At 40.9% G+C, this 14,903-nt stretch carries 16 protein-coding genes; 12 read left to right on the top strand and 4 right to left on the bottom strand.

The window, feature by feature from the left end; translation table 11 throughout:
• Positions 1–10 precede the first annotated feature (10 nt).
• Positions 11–928 carry a methylisocitrate lyase gene (gene prpB / locus LCD32_RS09125; protein WP_035391757.1) on the top strand — a complete coding sequence of 306 codons (918 nt, stop codon included), beginning with the start codon at positions 11–13 and terminating at the stop codon, positions 926–928.
• A gap of 36 nt (positions 929–964) precedes the next feature.
• On the opposite strand, the gene LCD32_RS09120 is transcribed toward prpB, so the two are convergent.
• On the bottom strand, positions 965–1,627 hold the full coding sequence (locus LCD32_RS09120) for a lysozyme family protein (protein WP_017359484.1): 663 nt from the start codon (positions 1,625–1,627) through the stop codon (positions 965–967).
• Positions 1,628–1,724: 97 nt separating this feature from the next.
• The gene (locus LCD32_RS09115) at positions 1,725–3,050 is read right to left on the bottom strand and encodes an APC family permease (RefSeq protein ID WP_017367435.1); all 1,326 of its coding nucleotides are present in this window, start codon (positions 3,048–3,050) and stop codon (positions 1,725–1,727) included.
• A gap of 187 nt (positions 3,051–3,237) precedes the next feature.
• On the opposite strand from LCD32_RS09115, the gene czrA reads away from it, so the two are divergent.
• A complete protein-coding gene (gene czrA, locus LCD32_RS09110) occupies positions 3,238–3,567 on the top strand; it encodes a Zn(II)-responsive metalloregulatory transcriptional repressor CzrA (protein WP_007500691.1) in 330 nt (109 codons plus the stop codon).
• Positions 3,568–3,602: 35 nt separating this feature from the next.
• On the opposite strand, the gene LCD32_RS09105 is transcribed toward czrA, so the two are convergent.
• Complete coding sequence (locus LCD32_RS09105) at positions 3,603–4,127, bottom strand: hypothetical protein (protein ID WP_035391760.1); 525 nt, start codon at positions 4,125–4,127, stop codon at positions 3,603–3,605.
• Between the two features lie 118 nt (positions 4,128–4,245).
• Between LCD32_RS09105 and LCD32_RS09100 the strand changes: the two genes are divergently transcribed.
• The 7 genes from LCD32_RS09100 to LCD32_RS09070 all read left to right on the top strand — a co-directional run bounded on the left by LCD32_RS09100 (position 4,246) and on the right by LCD32_RS09070 (position 10,252).
• Positions 4,246–5,169, top strand: a complete 924-nt coding sequence (locus tag LCD32_RS09100; RefSeq protein ID WP_046343770.1) for a helix-turn-helix transcriptional regulator — start codon at positions 4,246–4,248, stop codon at positions 5,167–5,169.
• 54 nt (positions 5,170–5,223) lie between these two features.
• Complete coding sequence (locus LCD32_RS09095) at positions 5,224–5,700, top strand: GyrI-like domain-containing protein (RefSeq protein ID WP_035703240.1); 477 nt, start codon at positions 5,224–5,226, stop codon at positions 5,698–5,700.
• 38 nt (positions 5,701–5,738) lie between these two features.
• Entirely contained in the window at positions 5,739–6,458 is a 720-nt protein-coding gene (locus tag LCD32_RS09090) for an MBL fold metallo-hydrolase (RefSeq protein WP_224563625.1), read from the top strand.
• 3 nt (positions 6,459–6,461) lie between these two features.
• Positions 6,462–7,034 carry a TetR/AcrR family transcriptional regulator gene (locus LCD32_RS09085; protein WP_050827299.1) on the top strand — a complete coding sequence of 191 codons (573 nt, stop codon included), beginning with the start codon at positions 6,462–6,464 and terminating at the stop codon, positions 7,032–7,034.
• A gap of 150 nt (positions 7,035–7,184) precedes the next feature.
• A complete protein-coding gene (locus tag LCD32_RS09080; protein ID WP_224563623.1) occupies positions 7,185–8,066 on the top strand; it encodes a hypothetical protein in 882 nt (293 codons plus the stop codon).
• Complete coding sequence (locus LCD32_RS09075; RefSeq protein ID WP_017359476.1) at positions 8,029–8,634, top strand: DUF4166 domain-containing protein; 606 nt, start codon at positions 8,029–8,031, stop codon at positions 8,632–8,634. The genes LCD32_RS09080 and LCD32_RS09075 overlap by 38 nt, the downstream gene beginning before the upstream one ends.
• The gene (locus tag LCD32_RS09070; RefSeq protein WP_224563620.1) at positions 8,627–10,252 is read left to right on the top strand and encodes a YndJ family protein; all 1,626 of its coding nucleotides are present in this window, start codon (positions 8,627–8,629) and stop codon (positions 10,250–10,252) included. The genes LCD32_RS09075 and LCD32_RS09070 overlap by 8 nt, the downstream gene beginning before the upstream one ends.
• Here the strand turns inward: LCD32_RS09070 and LCD32_RS09065 are convergent.
• Positions 10,249–10,728: a hypothetical protein gene (locus LCD32_RS09065; protein ID WP_007500681.1), complete on the bottom strand. Its 480-nt coding sequence runs from the start codon at positions 10,726–10,728 to the stop codon at positions 10,249–10,251. The genes LCD32_RS09070 and LCD32_RS09065 overlap by 4 nt on opposite strands.
• A 264-nt stretch (positions 10,729–10,992) precedes the next feature.
• Between LCD32_RS09065 and csaA the strand changes: the two genes are divergently transcribed.
• The 3 genes from csaA to LCD32_RS09050 all read left to right on the top strand — a co-directional run bounded on the left by csaA (position 10,993) and on the right by LCD32_RS09050 (position 14,865).
• Positions 10,993–11,325, top strand: coding sequence for a chaperone CsaA (gene csaA, locus LCD32_RS09060; protein WP_017367427.1), 333 nt, complete (start codon positions 10,993–10,995; stop codon positions 11,323–11,325).
• Positions 11,326–11,841: 516 nt separating this feature from the next.
• On the top strand, positions 11,842–13,233 hold the full coding sequence (locus LCD32_RS09055) for an MFS transporter (protein ID WP_007500679.1): 1,392 nt from the start codon (positions 11,842–11,844) through the stop codon (positions 13,231–13,233).
• Between the two features lie 24 nt (positions 13,234–13,257).
• Positions 13,258–14,865, top strand: a complete 1,608-nt coding sequence (locus tag LCD32_RS09050; RefSeq protein ID WP_224563617.1) for a glycoside hydrolase family 43 protein — start codon at positions 13,258–13,260, stop codon at positions 14,863–14,865.
• The last annotated feature ends 38 nt before the right edge of the window (positions 14,866–14,903 follow it).

Raw genomic sequence — 14,903 nt, 5'->3', positions numbered from 1 at the left:
GGGAGCTAGTGTGTGGATCGTGAATGATGAAGTAAGTCAAGCTGACTTAGCCGCAGCTTTTAAAGAGCAAATGCACAAATCCGCTTTATTTCAAATTCCAGGCGTTCACGATGGAATGTCTGCGCTCTATGCGAGGAAAATGGGATTTCAAGGGCTTTATTTATCGGGTGCCGCTTTTTGCGCAAGCAAAGGGCTTCCTGACCTTGGTATGATTCATTCCACTGAAATGGCGGAAAAGGCAAAGGAAATCATTCGAGCTTCTCAGCTGCCTCTTTTGGTTGATATGGATACTGGCTATGGCGGTGTATTAAATGCAGCCAGAGCAGCAAAAGAGATGGTTGAGAGCAAGGTAGCGGCTGTTCAAATTGAAGATCAGCAAATGCCGAAGAAATGCGGACATTTAAACGGAAAATTACTTGTTTCTGTAGAAGAAATGATGGCGAAAATCAAAGCGATCAAACAAGCGGCACCTACACTTCTTGTCATCGCAAGAACGGATGCGAAGTCAGTAAACGGGGTGGAGGATGTGATTCACCGGGCTAATCTCTATCTAGAAGCAGGAGCAGATGCCATTTTCCCCGAGGCGCTGATTACAGCAGAAGATTTCACGTATGCTTCAAACAATATAAAAGGGCCGCTTCTTGCAAACATGACGGAGTTTGGAAAAACACCTTATTATCATGCAGACGAATTTTCTATGTTTGGCTTTCAAATGGTGATTTATCCAGTGTCATCCTTGAGAGTTGCTGCAAAAGCGTATGAGCGTTTATTTACAGAGATTAAGGAAAAAGGGACGCAGCAGGGAATGCTGGAGGACATGCAAACGAGAAAAGAACTATATGAAACGATTCATTATGATGAATATGAAGAAATGGATCAGCATTTAGCCAAAACGATCCTGCCGGAAATCGGGAAAGAGCATTCATAAAATGAAAAGCACTTCCGTTTAGGAAGTGCTTTTTTTTTACGATGATGGTGTGGATGATGAAGCCAATTTCATCTTTTCTTCAACTGTTTTCGTTTTTTCTTTTACTTTTTCAGCATAAGTGAAATCACCGTAGCAATACGGATAGCGGAAGTTATCTTTGTCGCCCCCGCATGTATAGACTTCAGGGTTTCGCTTCACTTGCTTTTTGGAGTATTGCTTTGCCAATTTTTCGGAATGTTTTCCCCCGTTTTTTGCAACAAAATCAATATAGCCGATTCCCATGTTATAGCTTTGAATAATGGTTTCCAAATCAACGCCTTTTTTCTTCCCATGCTTGTACATGGTTGAAAAATGATGGACTCCTTGTTTAATGCTTTTCTGAGGGTCATTGATTTCATTTCGTTTCAAACCAAGAGATTCAGAGGACTGCATTGGATCTCCGCCTCTGCCTTTTGATTCTTGATACATCATACCGAGAATTAACGCGGTATATTGATCTAAATCTTGATCTCTTAACTCTGTTTCTACAAGCGGTTTGTAATCATCCAATCTCGACAAAACAATTGATTCCGTATCAATCGGCAGCTTTTTTAACTCCTTTTGATTAAAGGAAATGACAATGGCCGCTAATACGCAAACAAACAGAAAAATCGTGAAACAGCCTGAAATGGCAAAACATCCTGTTTTTTTCTTTTTCAAGGTCAGTTCACCCCTGTTTTGCCCCGCTTTTAAAAGGGAAGTACAGCCTTTATATTATGCCATATCCTGCACAGGATACCAAGTGAAAACCTTATATTCAATCATAGCCAAACGTAAATTCTGTTCTTGTTTTCAGTCTATAGCAGAAATAAACAAAACCGATCATGAGCCACACCATGCCGATGATTAATGCATTTGTACTGATGCTTGTTAAGAGCCAAATACAAAAAGCCGTTCCGCAAAGAGGGATGATGGCATACCTCAGTGTGTTTAATACACCTCTTTGTTTTTGTTTGATGAAATAGTAAGCGAAAACAGACAAGTTAACAAACGTAAATCCAATTAATGCCCCGAAGCTGATAAACGAGTAAATGACCTCAAGCTCACCAACAACTGCGGTTAACGAAAAAACACCAATTAATAAAATATTAAATACAGGCGTTTTCAATGTTGGGTGAATATAACCGAAGAAACGCTTTGGTAATGATTGATCTCTTCCCATCGCATACAAGAGTCTTGCGGCACTTGCATGTGATGATAGGGAGGAAGAGATGACAGCGACCATGGTGCCGGCTAAAAAGAATGAGTGGAGAAACGCGCCGCCCACAAATTCCGCAATTTCAAGTGATGCCGCATCTGGATGCTTGAACTGTTGAAAATTTGGAAACACCTGCTGTAAAAAGTAAGAGGTAAGGGTAAACAGCACACCTCCAATAGCGACCGTTAAAAATATGGCGAGAGGAATCGTTCTTTTTGGCTTAATTGTTTCCTCAGACATGGTCGAAATCGCATCAAATCCTAGAAAAGAAAAACATAAAATCGTTGCGCCGGAAAAAATAAGGGCGGGATCTAAGCTCGCTGAATAAAACGGACGGGTTGACAGTAACTCTCCCGTGCCTGCATGCTGCGTGAGCCCATAAATAATAAACCCAACAAATGTAACAGCGACAATCACCTGAAAGGTCACAAATAGCGCTGTAATGTTGGCTGTAAGACGTATACCGATTACATTGACAGTCGTTATGGCGATAGCAAGTATGATGATCCAAATGTAATGAGGTACATCAGGAAAGGCTGCGGTTAAATATGCACTTCCGATTGCAAAATTCACCATAGGCAAAAATAAATAGTCCAGCAATAGTGTCCAGCCTACAAGGAAGCCGACGTGAGGATGAATACTTTTTTGCGCGTATGTATATGCAGATCCTGCTTTTGGAAAAGCCTTCACCATATTCCCATAGCTAAGCGCTGTCAATAGTAATGCCAGTAAAGTAAAGATATAAGCTGCAGCAACGTGTCCTTTCGTCAGCTGAGCAACAATGCCGTATGAATCAAATACGACAAGTGGGTCCATATAAGCAAGCCCGATCACAACAAGCGGAAAAACAGTCAGGCTGCGTTTTAGTCTTGGCTCTTCAGTCAATTTGCCTATCAGCTCCTCTAAAAAAATGAATAAATAATGCTCATTTTAAAAAGAATGCTACCACGTGTCAATGCTATTTGAATAAATCTTTTTTCAAAAGGTGTGGAAGCTTTGCATGCTACACGTTTTGGTATATGATGATACATAGAATAAGTCGTGAGTTGACTGACAAGAAAGGTGAAGCGAAATGAAGGAAGAACTGAATACAAATCAAGAACAGGAACGGATGGAGCTGGACGAAGAAAGTCTATTTCTTGTCTCCCAAACATTTAAAGCCTTATCTGATCCGACGCGTATTCGTATTCTGCATTTGCTGTCTCAAGGTGAACATTCAGTAAATGATATAGCAGAAACACTAAACCTTATGCAATCAACCGTATCTCATCAGCTGCGCTTTTTAAAAAATCTTCGTCTCGTGAAATCTAGACGAGCAGGGACCTCGATTTTTTACAGTCCTGAAGATCAGCATGTGATGGAAGTGCTTGAACAAATGATACACCATGCACAGCATGATTGAGAAAAAACCTTCCTACTTTTATATAGGAAGGTTTTTTATGCATGATGTACTTGGGTTGATCGTTTATTTGCTTTCATCATTTGATAAGAAAACACAATATAGTAAGCCGCTAGAAGGAAAAAGCTGAGTATTGTCAACGCATCATCGCTGACAATATGCTGATACAATTCAACGATATCCATTTTGGTGATCGCATGTGTTGTCAGATTGACCGATTTAAATGCAAGCCTAGATAAAAACAAACATAAAATAAAGCTTTCAATCCATTTACTTGTTTTCATATACAGCCGGCCATTTTCTAATTTCATCTGAATCGTCTGATAGGCGTGAACGGCGAGACTGCTCCCGAAGATCATGCCAATGACGGCATAGATAAAAATACTGTGATTTTGCCATCCTTCTGATAAGAGAATAAGGGCAGTGAGACTAAATACATACATTCTCATGAAAAGATTTACCGGGCGCACAAGCTGATAGCGTCTCATTCGATTCATTCGAATGATGATCCAGACGAGCATGACGATCCCGATCATGAACAACTGCCATACGTGATGTGTCATGATGCAACCTCCTCCTGCACAGGCAGGGATGTAAACGAATGCTGGCTGTTACTTATCATTACCATTCTTTCTTTTTTTATCAAATCAAAACCTATATTTCTGAAAAAGAGGAAAAGTCATGAAAATCGATCGCATTTTGTCCATTGTGATGATACTGATTAGCAAACGGCAAGTACAGGCGAAAGACCTCGCTGAACTACATGAAGTGAGCGTAAGAACCATATACCGTGACATTGATACGATTAATCAAGCGGGGATTCCAGTTGTCACAAAACAAGGCGCAGGGGGTGGAATTTCACTCGTTGACGACTATCGTCTAGAGAAAAAATTATTCACCGATGATGATATTGAACTGATTTTAACAGCTCTTGAAAGCATTACGAGTGCATACACCTTTAAAGAAAGTGAACATGTACTAAAGAAAATGAAATCCCTGATCCCGCCTCAAAATGAGAAACAGCAACATGTCTTTATTGATTTAAGCTCTTGGGGGAAAGACAGCTACTTAGAAAAGAAGCTCCAGCTCATTCATACCGCTGCCTCAGCGCATCAATATATCCAGTTCACCTATCGCAATGCAAAAGGCGAAACACTTCCTAGAAAAGTAGAGCCTTATACACTTGTCTTAAAAGGAAGACACTGGTATTTGTATGCGTATTGCTGCGTGAAAAAAGCGTTTCGTCTGTTTAAACTCAAAAGAATGTCAGACCTTATCACGCATTCAGTATCTTTTCTTCCTAAACGAATAAAAAATGAAGACAAGCCTTGGAATGATTCTTGGCATGAAGAACCTTCCGTCAGTACACTAACGCTCAGGTTGACTCAAGATTCTGTTGGTAAAGTGAAGGAATGGATAGATGAAAATGAATTCACCGTATGTGCAGATGGTACGTATCTTGCCACAATCACGTTGCCTCAGGATGATTGGTTATATAGCTTTCTTTTTTATTTAGGGCCAGATGTCGAGATTGTCTCTCCGCTATCCGTTCGGGAAGCATTTGATCTCAAGTTGAAACAATTTCAAAAACCAAAAGGAACTTGACACAATGTTGTCAGGTTTCTTTTTATATGATGGAAAAAAAGGAGATGAGAATGTATGTACGATATCGTGATTTTACAGAAACAATGGATCAAGGGATTATCTGTTCGAACAACAAATGAAATGGAGCAAACAAACGAGCGGAAGATTGCACCGCTTTGGCAGCAATTTTTCACGCAGCAGCTCGACGGGGGCCATGCGCCAGTCATAGGGCTGTATTCAGATTATGAAAAGGATGAAAATGGCGCTTATTTGTTCACAGCGGGGCAATTGGTTGACCAGCAGCTAGCACAAGATGCAAAAGAGATTCCAGGCTCCACCTACGCAAGATTTCAAACGAGAAAGGGCCCGATTGAAGAGGTTGTGTTTGAAACATGGCAGCAGATTTGGAGCTGGGATCAGCGTCACTTGCGAACATATACTGGCGATTTTGAATGGTACGACGAACGATCGATTGATCCAAAAGAAGCACAAATTGATATTTATATAGCAGTCGATGAAAAAATAGTTGCTAAAACTAATGGTATTAGTTAATATAAAACTAACGACATTAGTTTTAGGGGGAAAACAAGATGAGAGTGACAACATTTGACCGTTTGCACCAGCTTACACTCATGCCACGTATTTTTCCGGTAAATTGTTATGTATTTGAGGAAGAGAATGAACTCATCTTAATTGATGCAGCTTTGAAAATGGCAGCAAGCTCGATCATTGAATTTGCACATCAATTAAACAAACCCATTAACAAAATTATTCTGACTCATAGTCATATGGATCATATTGGCGCACTAGATGAAGTGAAAAAGGCTTTTCCAGAGGCAGTTGTTTATTTATCGAAACGAGATGCTCGCCTGTTTGCTGGCGATTTCTCTTTACTTCCTGGTGAACCAGAGAAAAAAGTCAAAGGCAGTTTTTCAAAAGACATTCTCACAAAACCAGACGTGCTTGTTGAAGAAGGGGACGAGATTGGGTCACTTAAAGTCATTGCCACACCAGGACATACACCAGGAAGCATCTCTTTATACGATGAAAAGTCAGGGGTTGTCATTGCGGGTGATGCAGTTGTGACAAAAGGCGGTTTATTTGTAACGGGTGAGTTTCGCTTGACCTTCCCATTCCCGGCTTTTGCCACTTGGGATGCAGAAACAGCACTAAAAAGCGCTGAAAAATTACTGGCACTTCGCTTGTCTTGTCTCGCAGCAGGACATGGTGATCTCATCATAGAGCCTGAGGCAAAGCTCAGAGCCGCTATCGAAAAAAGGAAGCATCAGCTACAAAAGGGAGGACAGTAAGCCATGTCTCCAAGAATGGGTATCACACAAGAAAAAATTGTTGAATCTGCCATCGAATTTGTCGATGAGGAGGGCTTTTCCGCTTTGACCATTGCTACATTGTCCAAACGGCTTAACATCAGACCACCATCTCTTTACAACCATATATCTGGTCTTCATGAAATACAGGCAGCTCTTGCTGTCAAGGGGCTGACAATGCTTTGTGAGGCCGGCAAACAAGTAACAGTGGGGCTGGAAAAAGAAGACGCTGTTTTAGCATTTGCAAGACAATATGTTCAATTTGTTCGTCAGCATCCCGGTCTTTATGAGGCTGCTTTTTCACATATGAATGAAAAAGAAGTCAGTGTGGCTGCAGAGAATCTTGCTGATTTTGTCCAATCCATCATGTCTCGTTTTGGTGTAAAAGAAGAGGACATGACGCATGTCGTCAGAGGTCTCAGAAGCTTACTGCACGGCTTTGGAGATATTTCAAACAAAAAAGGATTTCAACGGAAAGAACAGCTTGAAGATAGTGTGAGCTATGCGGTCCGTCTTTATATTGCAGGCATCAAAGAGCAAGAAGATCTGTCTCATTGACAGGTCTTTTTTATGTATCGAACTGATATGATGAAGGAGATGTAAACGAATCAAAACATTTTTTGGGCAAAAACCAATAAAGATTTGACAGTTTTGTGAAACATGGTATGCTTATTATGTGAAATAATTCACATAGAGGAGTAGAGGCAGATGAAAAGAAAGCCTGTTTATGTGGAAACAACCATTCAAGCACCTATTGAAAAAGTATGGGAGTATACGCAAAATCCAAAGCTTCATGAACAATGGGATTTGCGATTTTCGACCATTTCATTAAATGGACCTAGTGATGAACAGCCCCAATCCTTTTTGTATGAGAAACACCTTGGATTTGGCATTAGTGTAACTGGGACAGGAGCGTATCGAACGAGCGTGAAGGATGAGCGTCATGAAAGAGCATCCTCACTTCAATTTAAATCATCACACCCTTTGTCTTTCATCAAAGAAGGCGGAGGGTATTGGAAATACATGAAAACGAATGATCACATTGTGTTTCAAACGCAATTTGATTATGAAACAAAGGAAGGAAAAGGGTGGAAATGGGCAGACCGGTTCTTTTTTCGGCCAATGATGGGGTTTATGACTGCCTTTAGCTTTGGCGCATTAAAGACGTGGCTTGAAAAGGGAACGCATCCCCGTTTGCTGCTAGAGAGAACACTTGCCCATTATGGCATTTGTTTGTTGTTTGCCATCGTCTGGTTATGTCAAGCGATCATTCCTTTTTCACCTTCTGCTTTTGATCATAGCACCGGATTTCGATTGTTTTATGCGCTATTAGGTGTATCATGGCTCATGCCTAAACTGCCAAAAAAATATATATTTATCCTTCAAAGCATTTTTCTGCTGCTGGTGCTTGGTATAGGGATTTTATCGCCAGAAACGACTCTGCACGAGCCGCTGGTGCTGAGTGCATTTTTCATTTTATCCGTTGCAGGAATGATTAATTTAAAAGATTGTGTAGATGTGTTTTCGATCAAACGAAAAAGGGGAGGTAGACATGGTCGTTCATCATCATCAAGTAAAGGACTACGATAAGCTGCATCCAGCATTAAAAGAACGTTATAACCGCGCGTTTACGGCCGAAGGCATCATGGAGGAAATAGGAGGCGGGACAAAGCTCATCCGATTGTTATTCAAAGTCGGTCCATTGTTTCGCTGTTTTTTTCCTGAAAGAGGGCGAAATATTCCCTTCCAAATTGTGAACAAGCCTTTTACGACAAGTAAGGGAGAAGAAGGGATGCACTGGTTTCGAACGTTCTATTTTCCTGACAAGGAAAGACATTTTGATGCAGATATGATCATTGATCAGAAGAGCCATCAAGTACTAGACTACTTTGGAAAACCTAGGCTTCTTGTGTCAGAGCTTCATTTTACAGTCACGGAAAAAGGATTCTTGCACATTCAATCAGGTAAGCAAAAGTTTTTGCTGTTTGGGCGGGAGTGGCCGCTCCCTTCTTGGCTTTATGGTGAATCTGATGTAACAGAAGGGTACGATGAGCGTGCAGGTGAGTATACGATTGATGTTCAAGTGAAAAATCGCCTTTTTGGCACTCTTTTTACGTATAAGGGCCGGTTTACGGAAAGGGTGTCATCTCATGAATAAATGGCATTTGATGTGTAGCATCGTGTTGATGGCTTGCTTTCTCCTTACACGTTTGACGACAGCTCCCATACCAGAATTTTTTGTTTTGATTGCGATTTTATTTTTTCTTCCCGCTTTCTTACACTTTTTTTATCAGGAAGAGAAGAAACGGCAGCAGAAGGGGCTGATCGGCTTCATAATGAAAGCCTTTCCAGTAGCAGCTCTATGTGCAACAGGCGCATTCATTTATCATTCTCTTTGGCTTGCATTGGGATGGCTTTTCTTTACAATGATTCTGGCTTTATTTGGTTTCACCCGTTTGCTGAAAAGAGGAGCCCATCCGCTTCATGAGCTGATGATCGATGGCGCATGTATGTATATCGCTCTAGGTGGGCTTTGGTTCTGGCTGTACATAGCAGATATACAAGTGATGACATTTTCACCGATGATTGTTCTTTTGACCGCTATTCATTTTCATTATTCGGCTTTTTTTATCCCAATCTTTTATGGCTTATTAGGAAGGCAGCGGAAAAAAGAGACGACGCTATACAAAGTGGGTGGCTGGGTTATTTTATTGTCGCCAGTGATGATTGCTGTGGGAATCAGCTATTCTCGCCTGTTTGATACGTTCAGCGTCGTTCTTTATGTGATCGCACTTTATTTGTATGGAATTTTATGTATGACAACTTCTTTTCGTTCAACTGTCGCAAAAGGGTTCGTTGTGTTTTCTAGCATCATGTTAATGGGAACCATCGTCCTATCATTCCTTTATTCTACCGGAATGCTTTTACATGTTACCTACATCAGCATGGATCAAATGATTTGGTTTCATGGCAGTATCAATGCAAGTTTGGTTATTTTACCAGGCCTCATTGGATGGTTGATTGAAAGACCAGCTGATCGATTGAAACAGAAGGATTTTCCGGTATCGAGAGTTCACGGTCGTTTTCAGATCATGTCTTTTCAACATGACCACTTGCAGCATGATGAGAAGATTGGTTTAGTCGATTCTCTTGACCAATTAAATGGAAAGGCATTTTCAGCAGAGAGTGTGTCACCTGTTATTCGCAGATTTTATGAAGACCCGATGTCCTTTACGTTAAAAGCAGCCGTCTGTTTTCATTGGTGGGTAAGGCCGTTTGTCTTTTTGCTTCAGCCTGTTTTTAGACAAATAGGACAGCTCTATTTAGGGTCATCACGAATGCCATATGAAATGTCGGGGAGTCTTTCAAGATTTCAACATCCTCTTGAAGAAAGGGAGAATGTACGTGTGTGGGTCAGGCGCAATGAGAAAGGCGAGCAAGTCTTTTATGCGCTCTATGCTCAGCACCATGATGAAGAGACAGTCTATATGAATATTGCTTTGCCGCTTCCTTTTTCACAGCTTACGGCTATTTTAAAACCTTTGAATGAAAAGGAAGATTTTCTATTAAAAAGTAAAAGTCCAAAAGGCAGTACGGGTGATGAAGGATTGTATTTGCATACGTCTTTCATCACCATGAAACTGCCAATGGAAGAAAGCTTTCATATGAAAGCAGAGACGGAAAAAAGTCTCACAGCGATTCATCAAATGAAGCTATTCGGTATTCCTTTTTTAACGATTCAGTATCAAATCGACAGTGAAAGCCACTCATCTTAGTCAATGATGTCGCATGGTTCACCGTGACGAATGATGTTCACAATCGCTTGCCCATCACTCGGATGATGATCTGCATACTGTACTGGAAGTAAAGCAAAAAATACATAGTAGACTGAGAAGTAAGCAAATTGATAGAAAAATTGATGTTCTGGCAGGAAATCGTTGGCGATCATTGTGTTCAATATAAGAACACTGAGCAGGTTGCATAATGATCCGCCTAAGTAGACAAGAATGTGTGAGAAACGGTTATTTCTCCTCATTTCTTCATAGTGGCAAAATGCATCAAGAAAATAGATTCTTCTAATTTCAACGACGCCTATTTTCAATACTTTTTTGCCTCGGCCAAGCGCAAACGAAACCTTTGCTCCAAACAGCCAGGCGACTACAATATGGCCCAGCTGATGCAAGATGGCAACGATAGGAAGAATGACGAAAAACGACCAGCAAAACGTCCACATATCTGATAATGTAAACAAGTGTTAACCCTCCCTGAAATATTCGAGAGGAAGCAGTAGGATTATTTGCCATTTTACCGAATTCATTTTCATGATGCAAACATTTAATAGACTACTATAAAATGATTATGTAAACTAAAAAATTTCAATCAATAGGCTTTTTAACCCTTTCTTTTAGAAGAGTAGGGTGTGCTACAATTAAGAAATTAGTGGAAGACAAGTGGTCATCTAGCAGAAGAAAAATGTGACCTTTTTTATGAAAGATTGAAAGGGAGAGAGATTCTAATGGCAGATATTGAACAGTTTTTAGCGTTAGACATTCGTGTTGGGACGATAGTAGAAGCAGAGTTCTTTGCAGAAGCGAGAGTGCCTGCTTTCAAGCTGAAGATTGACTTTGGGGATGAGATTGGCATAAAACAATCTAGTGCACAGCTGACAAAACGATATCAGGCTGAGAATCTCACTGGGAAACAAATTATTGCAGTGGTCAATTTCCCGCCAAGAAGAATTGCCGGGTTTAAATCAGAGGTACTTGTCTTAGGAGGCATGCCGTCAAAAGAAGACGTTGTCCTGCTTGCCACTGATGAGCCGGTTGAAAATGGCACCAAAATAGGGTAAGAAAAAAGACATCTTCATCAGAAGATGTCTTTTGCGTATTGAGGCGGAATAACCACACGCCACATTCGTGTGTGTCTCAAAGAGACGTGTTACCCGACTTACACAATTCAGCTCATCGCTTGATTAATATAGCATGGGATTGGTATGAATGCAACCATTATTTGAGTTCTCTTTGATTTTGGAAGATAAAAAGAGATTCATATCCTCATATCATAGAAAAAATGACAAGAAATCAATTATTTGGATTATTTTTTCAAAAAATATTGAAAAGTCAGATCATATTTTATAAAATGAATTCATCTTAGTTTGTTTAATCGATAAACTAAGATGGCGATCATCTATTGATCTATTGTTTAAAGCGAATGATTTGCTGCTATGTGGGCTAAGCTGAAAGAAAGAGATGTTCAGCTTCATTTTTACAACGAATTGAAAGCGCTTTATTTTTGACCTATTGATTGCTGCTGCCCTGCACCATCTGTCCGTTAGAAGAGGCTAAGTGAAGAAGGGAGAAAACTCATGGTGAGTGAGAATTTAAAGAAGATTCGTATGTCTGAAAAAGTGGGGTATGCTTCAGGAGATTTCGCATGTAATTTAATTTATGCAACTGTCTCTACGTATCTATTATTTTTTTATACGGATGTCTATGGATTATCAGCAGCAGCAGCAGGGACGATGTTTTTGGTGGTTCGGGCCATCGATGCGCTTGCAGATCCGTTTATTGGGGCGATGGTTGACCGAACGAACAGCCGTTTTGGCCGGTTTAGACCTTATTTGTTATTTGGTGCGTTACCTTTTGCCGTTCTTGCCATTCTTTGTTTTACGACACCGGATTTTTCCGAAATGGGAAAACTCATTTATGCGTACATCACGTATGTTGGTTTATCGCTTACATACACGTTCATCAATGTTCCTTATGGTGCTTTAACTTCCGCAATGACAAGAAATAACCAAGAGGTCGTCAGTATTACGTCTGTTCGTATGCTTTTTGCAAATCTCGGTGGTTTAGTTGTTGCTTTTTTTGTTCCGTTTCTTGCGACGTTTTTGAGTGATACGACAGGAAATACAGCACTTGGCTGGCAGATCACAATGGCATTTCTCGGTGTACTTGGGGGCGGATTACTGATTTTCTGTTTTAAAAGTACGAATGAGCGCGTCACGCTTCAAAAGCCAGAGGAAAAGATCAAGTTCAGTGATCTCTTTGTCCAGTTACGAGTGAATCGTCCGCTTGTTGTGTTAAGCATTTTCTTTATCATTATCTTTGGTGTGAACTCGATCAGCAACTCAGTCGGGATCTATTATGTGACGTATAACCTCGGCAGAGAAGATTTAGTGAAGTGGTACGGCCTGATTGGCAGTCTGCCAGCTTTAATGGTGTTGCCGTTTATTCCTAAGCTACACAAGTTGTTAGGAAAGAAAAAGCTGCTGAATTATTCATTATTGCTGAATATTGTAGGCCTTCTTGCATTACTTGTGATCCCGCCGAGTCAAATCACTTTAATACTTATTTTCAGGCTCGTTGCGGCTGCAGGGAGTATTACAGCAGGTGCTTACATGTGGGCACTCATTCCTGAAACCGTTGAATATGGCGAATATAAAACAGGGAAAAGAATGGGTGGACTGATTTACGCAGTGATTGGCTTCTTTTTTAAATTTGGGATGGCCTTAGGCGGCATCGTTCCAGGGCTTGTCCTTGACCGATTTGGTTATATTGCAAATCAAGTGCAAACACCAGAAGCTTTACTGGGCATTTTAATCACGACAACGGTGATTCCTGTATGCTTACTCATTTTAGCGATGGTTGATATTAATTTTTATAACCTAGATGAAGAAAAACATAAAAAAGTCATACGAGAGCTTGAGAATAGAGACAAGGTGTATATCGATCATATGGACGACTTTAAAATGTAGCTCTCTGAAAGAGGAGGAAGTTCAATGAAGATTTCTAATCCAGTGCTCAAAGGGTTTAACCCCGATCCAAGTATTTGCCGTACGGGAGAGGACTATTACATGGCGGTTTCTACATTTGAATGGTTCCCGGGGGTGCAAATTTATCACTCGAAGGATCTCGTCCACTGGCGGCTCGCCGCGCGTCCCTTGCAAAAAATTTCTCAACTCGATATGAAAGGAAATCCAGATTCCGGCGGGATTTGGGCACCGTGTTTAAGTTATGCGGATGGTCAGTTTTGGCTCATCTATTCAGATATTAAAGTAGTAGATGGTCCGTTTAAGGATGGTCATAATTATTTGGTCACAGCTGATGCAGTAGATGGCGAGTGGAGCGATCCGGTTCGACTCAATAGTTCTGGGTTTGATCCTTCCTTGTTCCATGATCCAAGCGGAAAGAAATACGTGTTGAATATGCTGTGGGACCATCGAGAAAAACATCACTCCTTTGCAGGTATAGCCTTACAGGAATACAGTGTATCTGAAAAAAAACTGGTCGGTGAGCGGAAGGTCATTTTTAAAGGCACACCAATCAAACTGACAGAAGCCCCGCATCTTTATTACATCAATGATGTCTATTATTTATTAACAGCTGAAGGGGGAACACGTTACGAACATGCAGCCACAATCGCCCGTTCCTCGCGTATTGATGGGCCGTACGAGGTTCATCCTGACAACCCAATTTTAACGGCTTTTCATGCGCCTAGCCATCCACTACAAAAATGCGGGCATGCTTCCATTGTACAAACGCATACAAATGAATGGTATTTGGCTCATCTGACTGGCCGTCCAATTCATTCAAGTAAGGAATCCATTTTTCAGCAAAGAGGCTGGTGCCCTTTAGGAAGAGAGACAGCCATACAAAAGCTTGAATGGAAAGATGGCTGGCCGTATGTGGTAGGCGGAAAAGAGGGGCTCCTAGAGGTTGAAGCGCCTGCGATGAGCGTAAAAGAGTTCTCTCCAACCTATCACATAGTCGATGAATTTAAAGATTCATCGTTAAATAGACATTTCCAAACATTAAGAATCCCATTTACGGATCAGATTGGTTCAGTGACGGAAAATCCTCATCATTTAAGGCTGTATGGGCAGGAATCTTTAACGTCTAAATTTACCCAAGCGTTTGTTGCGAGGCGCTGGCAAAGCTTTTATTTTGAAGCAGAGACAGCGGTTTCCTTCTTTCCGAAAAACTTTCAGCAAGCGGCAGGTCTTGTGAATTATTATAATACGGAAAATTGGACTGCACTTCAGGTAACTTATGACGATGCGCTTGGCCGTATCCTTGAGTTATCTGTGTGTGAAAACCTGGCCTTTTCTCAGCCGCTAATTAAAAAAATCATCATCCCAGACGAGATTCCGTATGTGTATTTAAAAGTGACCGTTCAGAGAGAGACGTACACGTATTCTTATTCTTTTGATCAACAAGAGTGGGAAAAAATAGATGTACCGCTTGAATCGACCCATTTGTCAGATGATTTTATTCGAGGAGGGGGGTTCTTTACAGGGGCTTTTGTTGGAATGCAGTGCCAAGACACAAGCGGTGAACGTCTGCCTGCCGATTTTAAGTATTTTCGATACGAAGAAACAACTGAATAAAAAAAGACAACACTCTAAAGGCTGTCTCTCTTTAACAT

Origin of the sequence: Bacillus sp. RSS_NA_20, from assembly GCF_020165915.1 — a bacterium.
Lineage (GTDB): Bacteria > Bacillota > Bacilli > Bacillales > Bacillaceae > Bacillus > Bacillus altitudinis.
This window is presented reverse-complemented; position numbering and strand designations above follow the sequence as displayed.

Coding starts and splice junctions, on each gene's coding strand:
- LCD32_RS09085 (WP_050827299.1), top strand. CDS start 6,462: ATGTCTCCAAGAATGGGTATCACACAAGAAAAAATTGTTGAATCTGCC.
- LCD32_RS09050 (WP_224563617.1), top strand. CDS start 13,258: ATGAAGATTTCTAATCCAGTGCTCAAAGGGTTTAACCCCGATCCAAGT.
- csaA (WP_017367427.1), top strand. CDS start 10,993: ATGGCAGATATTGAACAGTTTTTAGCGTTAGACATTCGTGTTGGGACG.
- LCD32_RS09090 (WP_224563625.1), top strand. CDS start 5,739: ATGAGAGTGACAACATTTGACCGTTTGCACCAGCTTACACTCATGCCA.
- LCD32_RS09095 (WP_035703240.1), top strand. CDS start 5,224: ATGTACGATATCGTGATTTTACAGAAACAATGGATCAAGGGATTATCT.
- czrA (WP_007500691.1), top strand. CDS start 3,238: ATGAAGGAAGAACTGAATACAAATCAAGAACAGGAACGGATGGAGCTG.
- LCD32_RS09080 (WP_224563623.1), top strand. CDS start 7,185: ATGAAAAGAAAGCCTGTTTATGTGGAAACAACCATTCAAGCACCTATT.
- LCD32_RS09075 (WP_017359476.1), top strand. CDS start 8,029: ATGGTCGTTCATCATCATCAAGTAAAGGACTACGATAAGCTGCATCCA.
- LCD32_RS09055 (WP_007500679.1), top strand. CDS start 11,842: ATGGTGAGTGAGAATTTAAAGAAGATTCGTATGTCTGAAAAAGTGGGG.
- LCD32_RS09070 (WP_224563620.1), top strand. CDS start 8,627: ATGAATAAATGGCATTTGATGTGTAGCATCGTGTTGATGGCTTGCTTT.
- LCD32_RS09100 (WP_046343770.1), top strand. CDS start 4,246: ATGAAAATCGATCGCATTTTGTCCATTGTGATGATACTGATTAGCAAA.
- LCD32_RS09105 (WP_035391760.1), bottom strand. CDS start 4,127: ATGACACATCACGTATGGCAGTTGTTCATGATCGGGATCGTCATGCTC.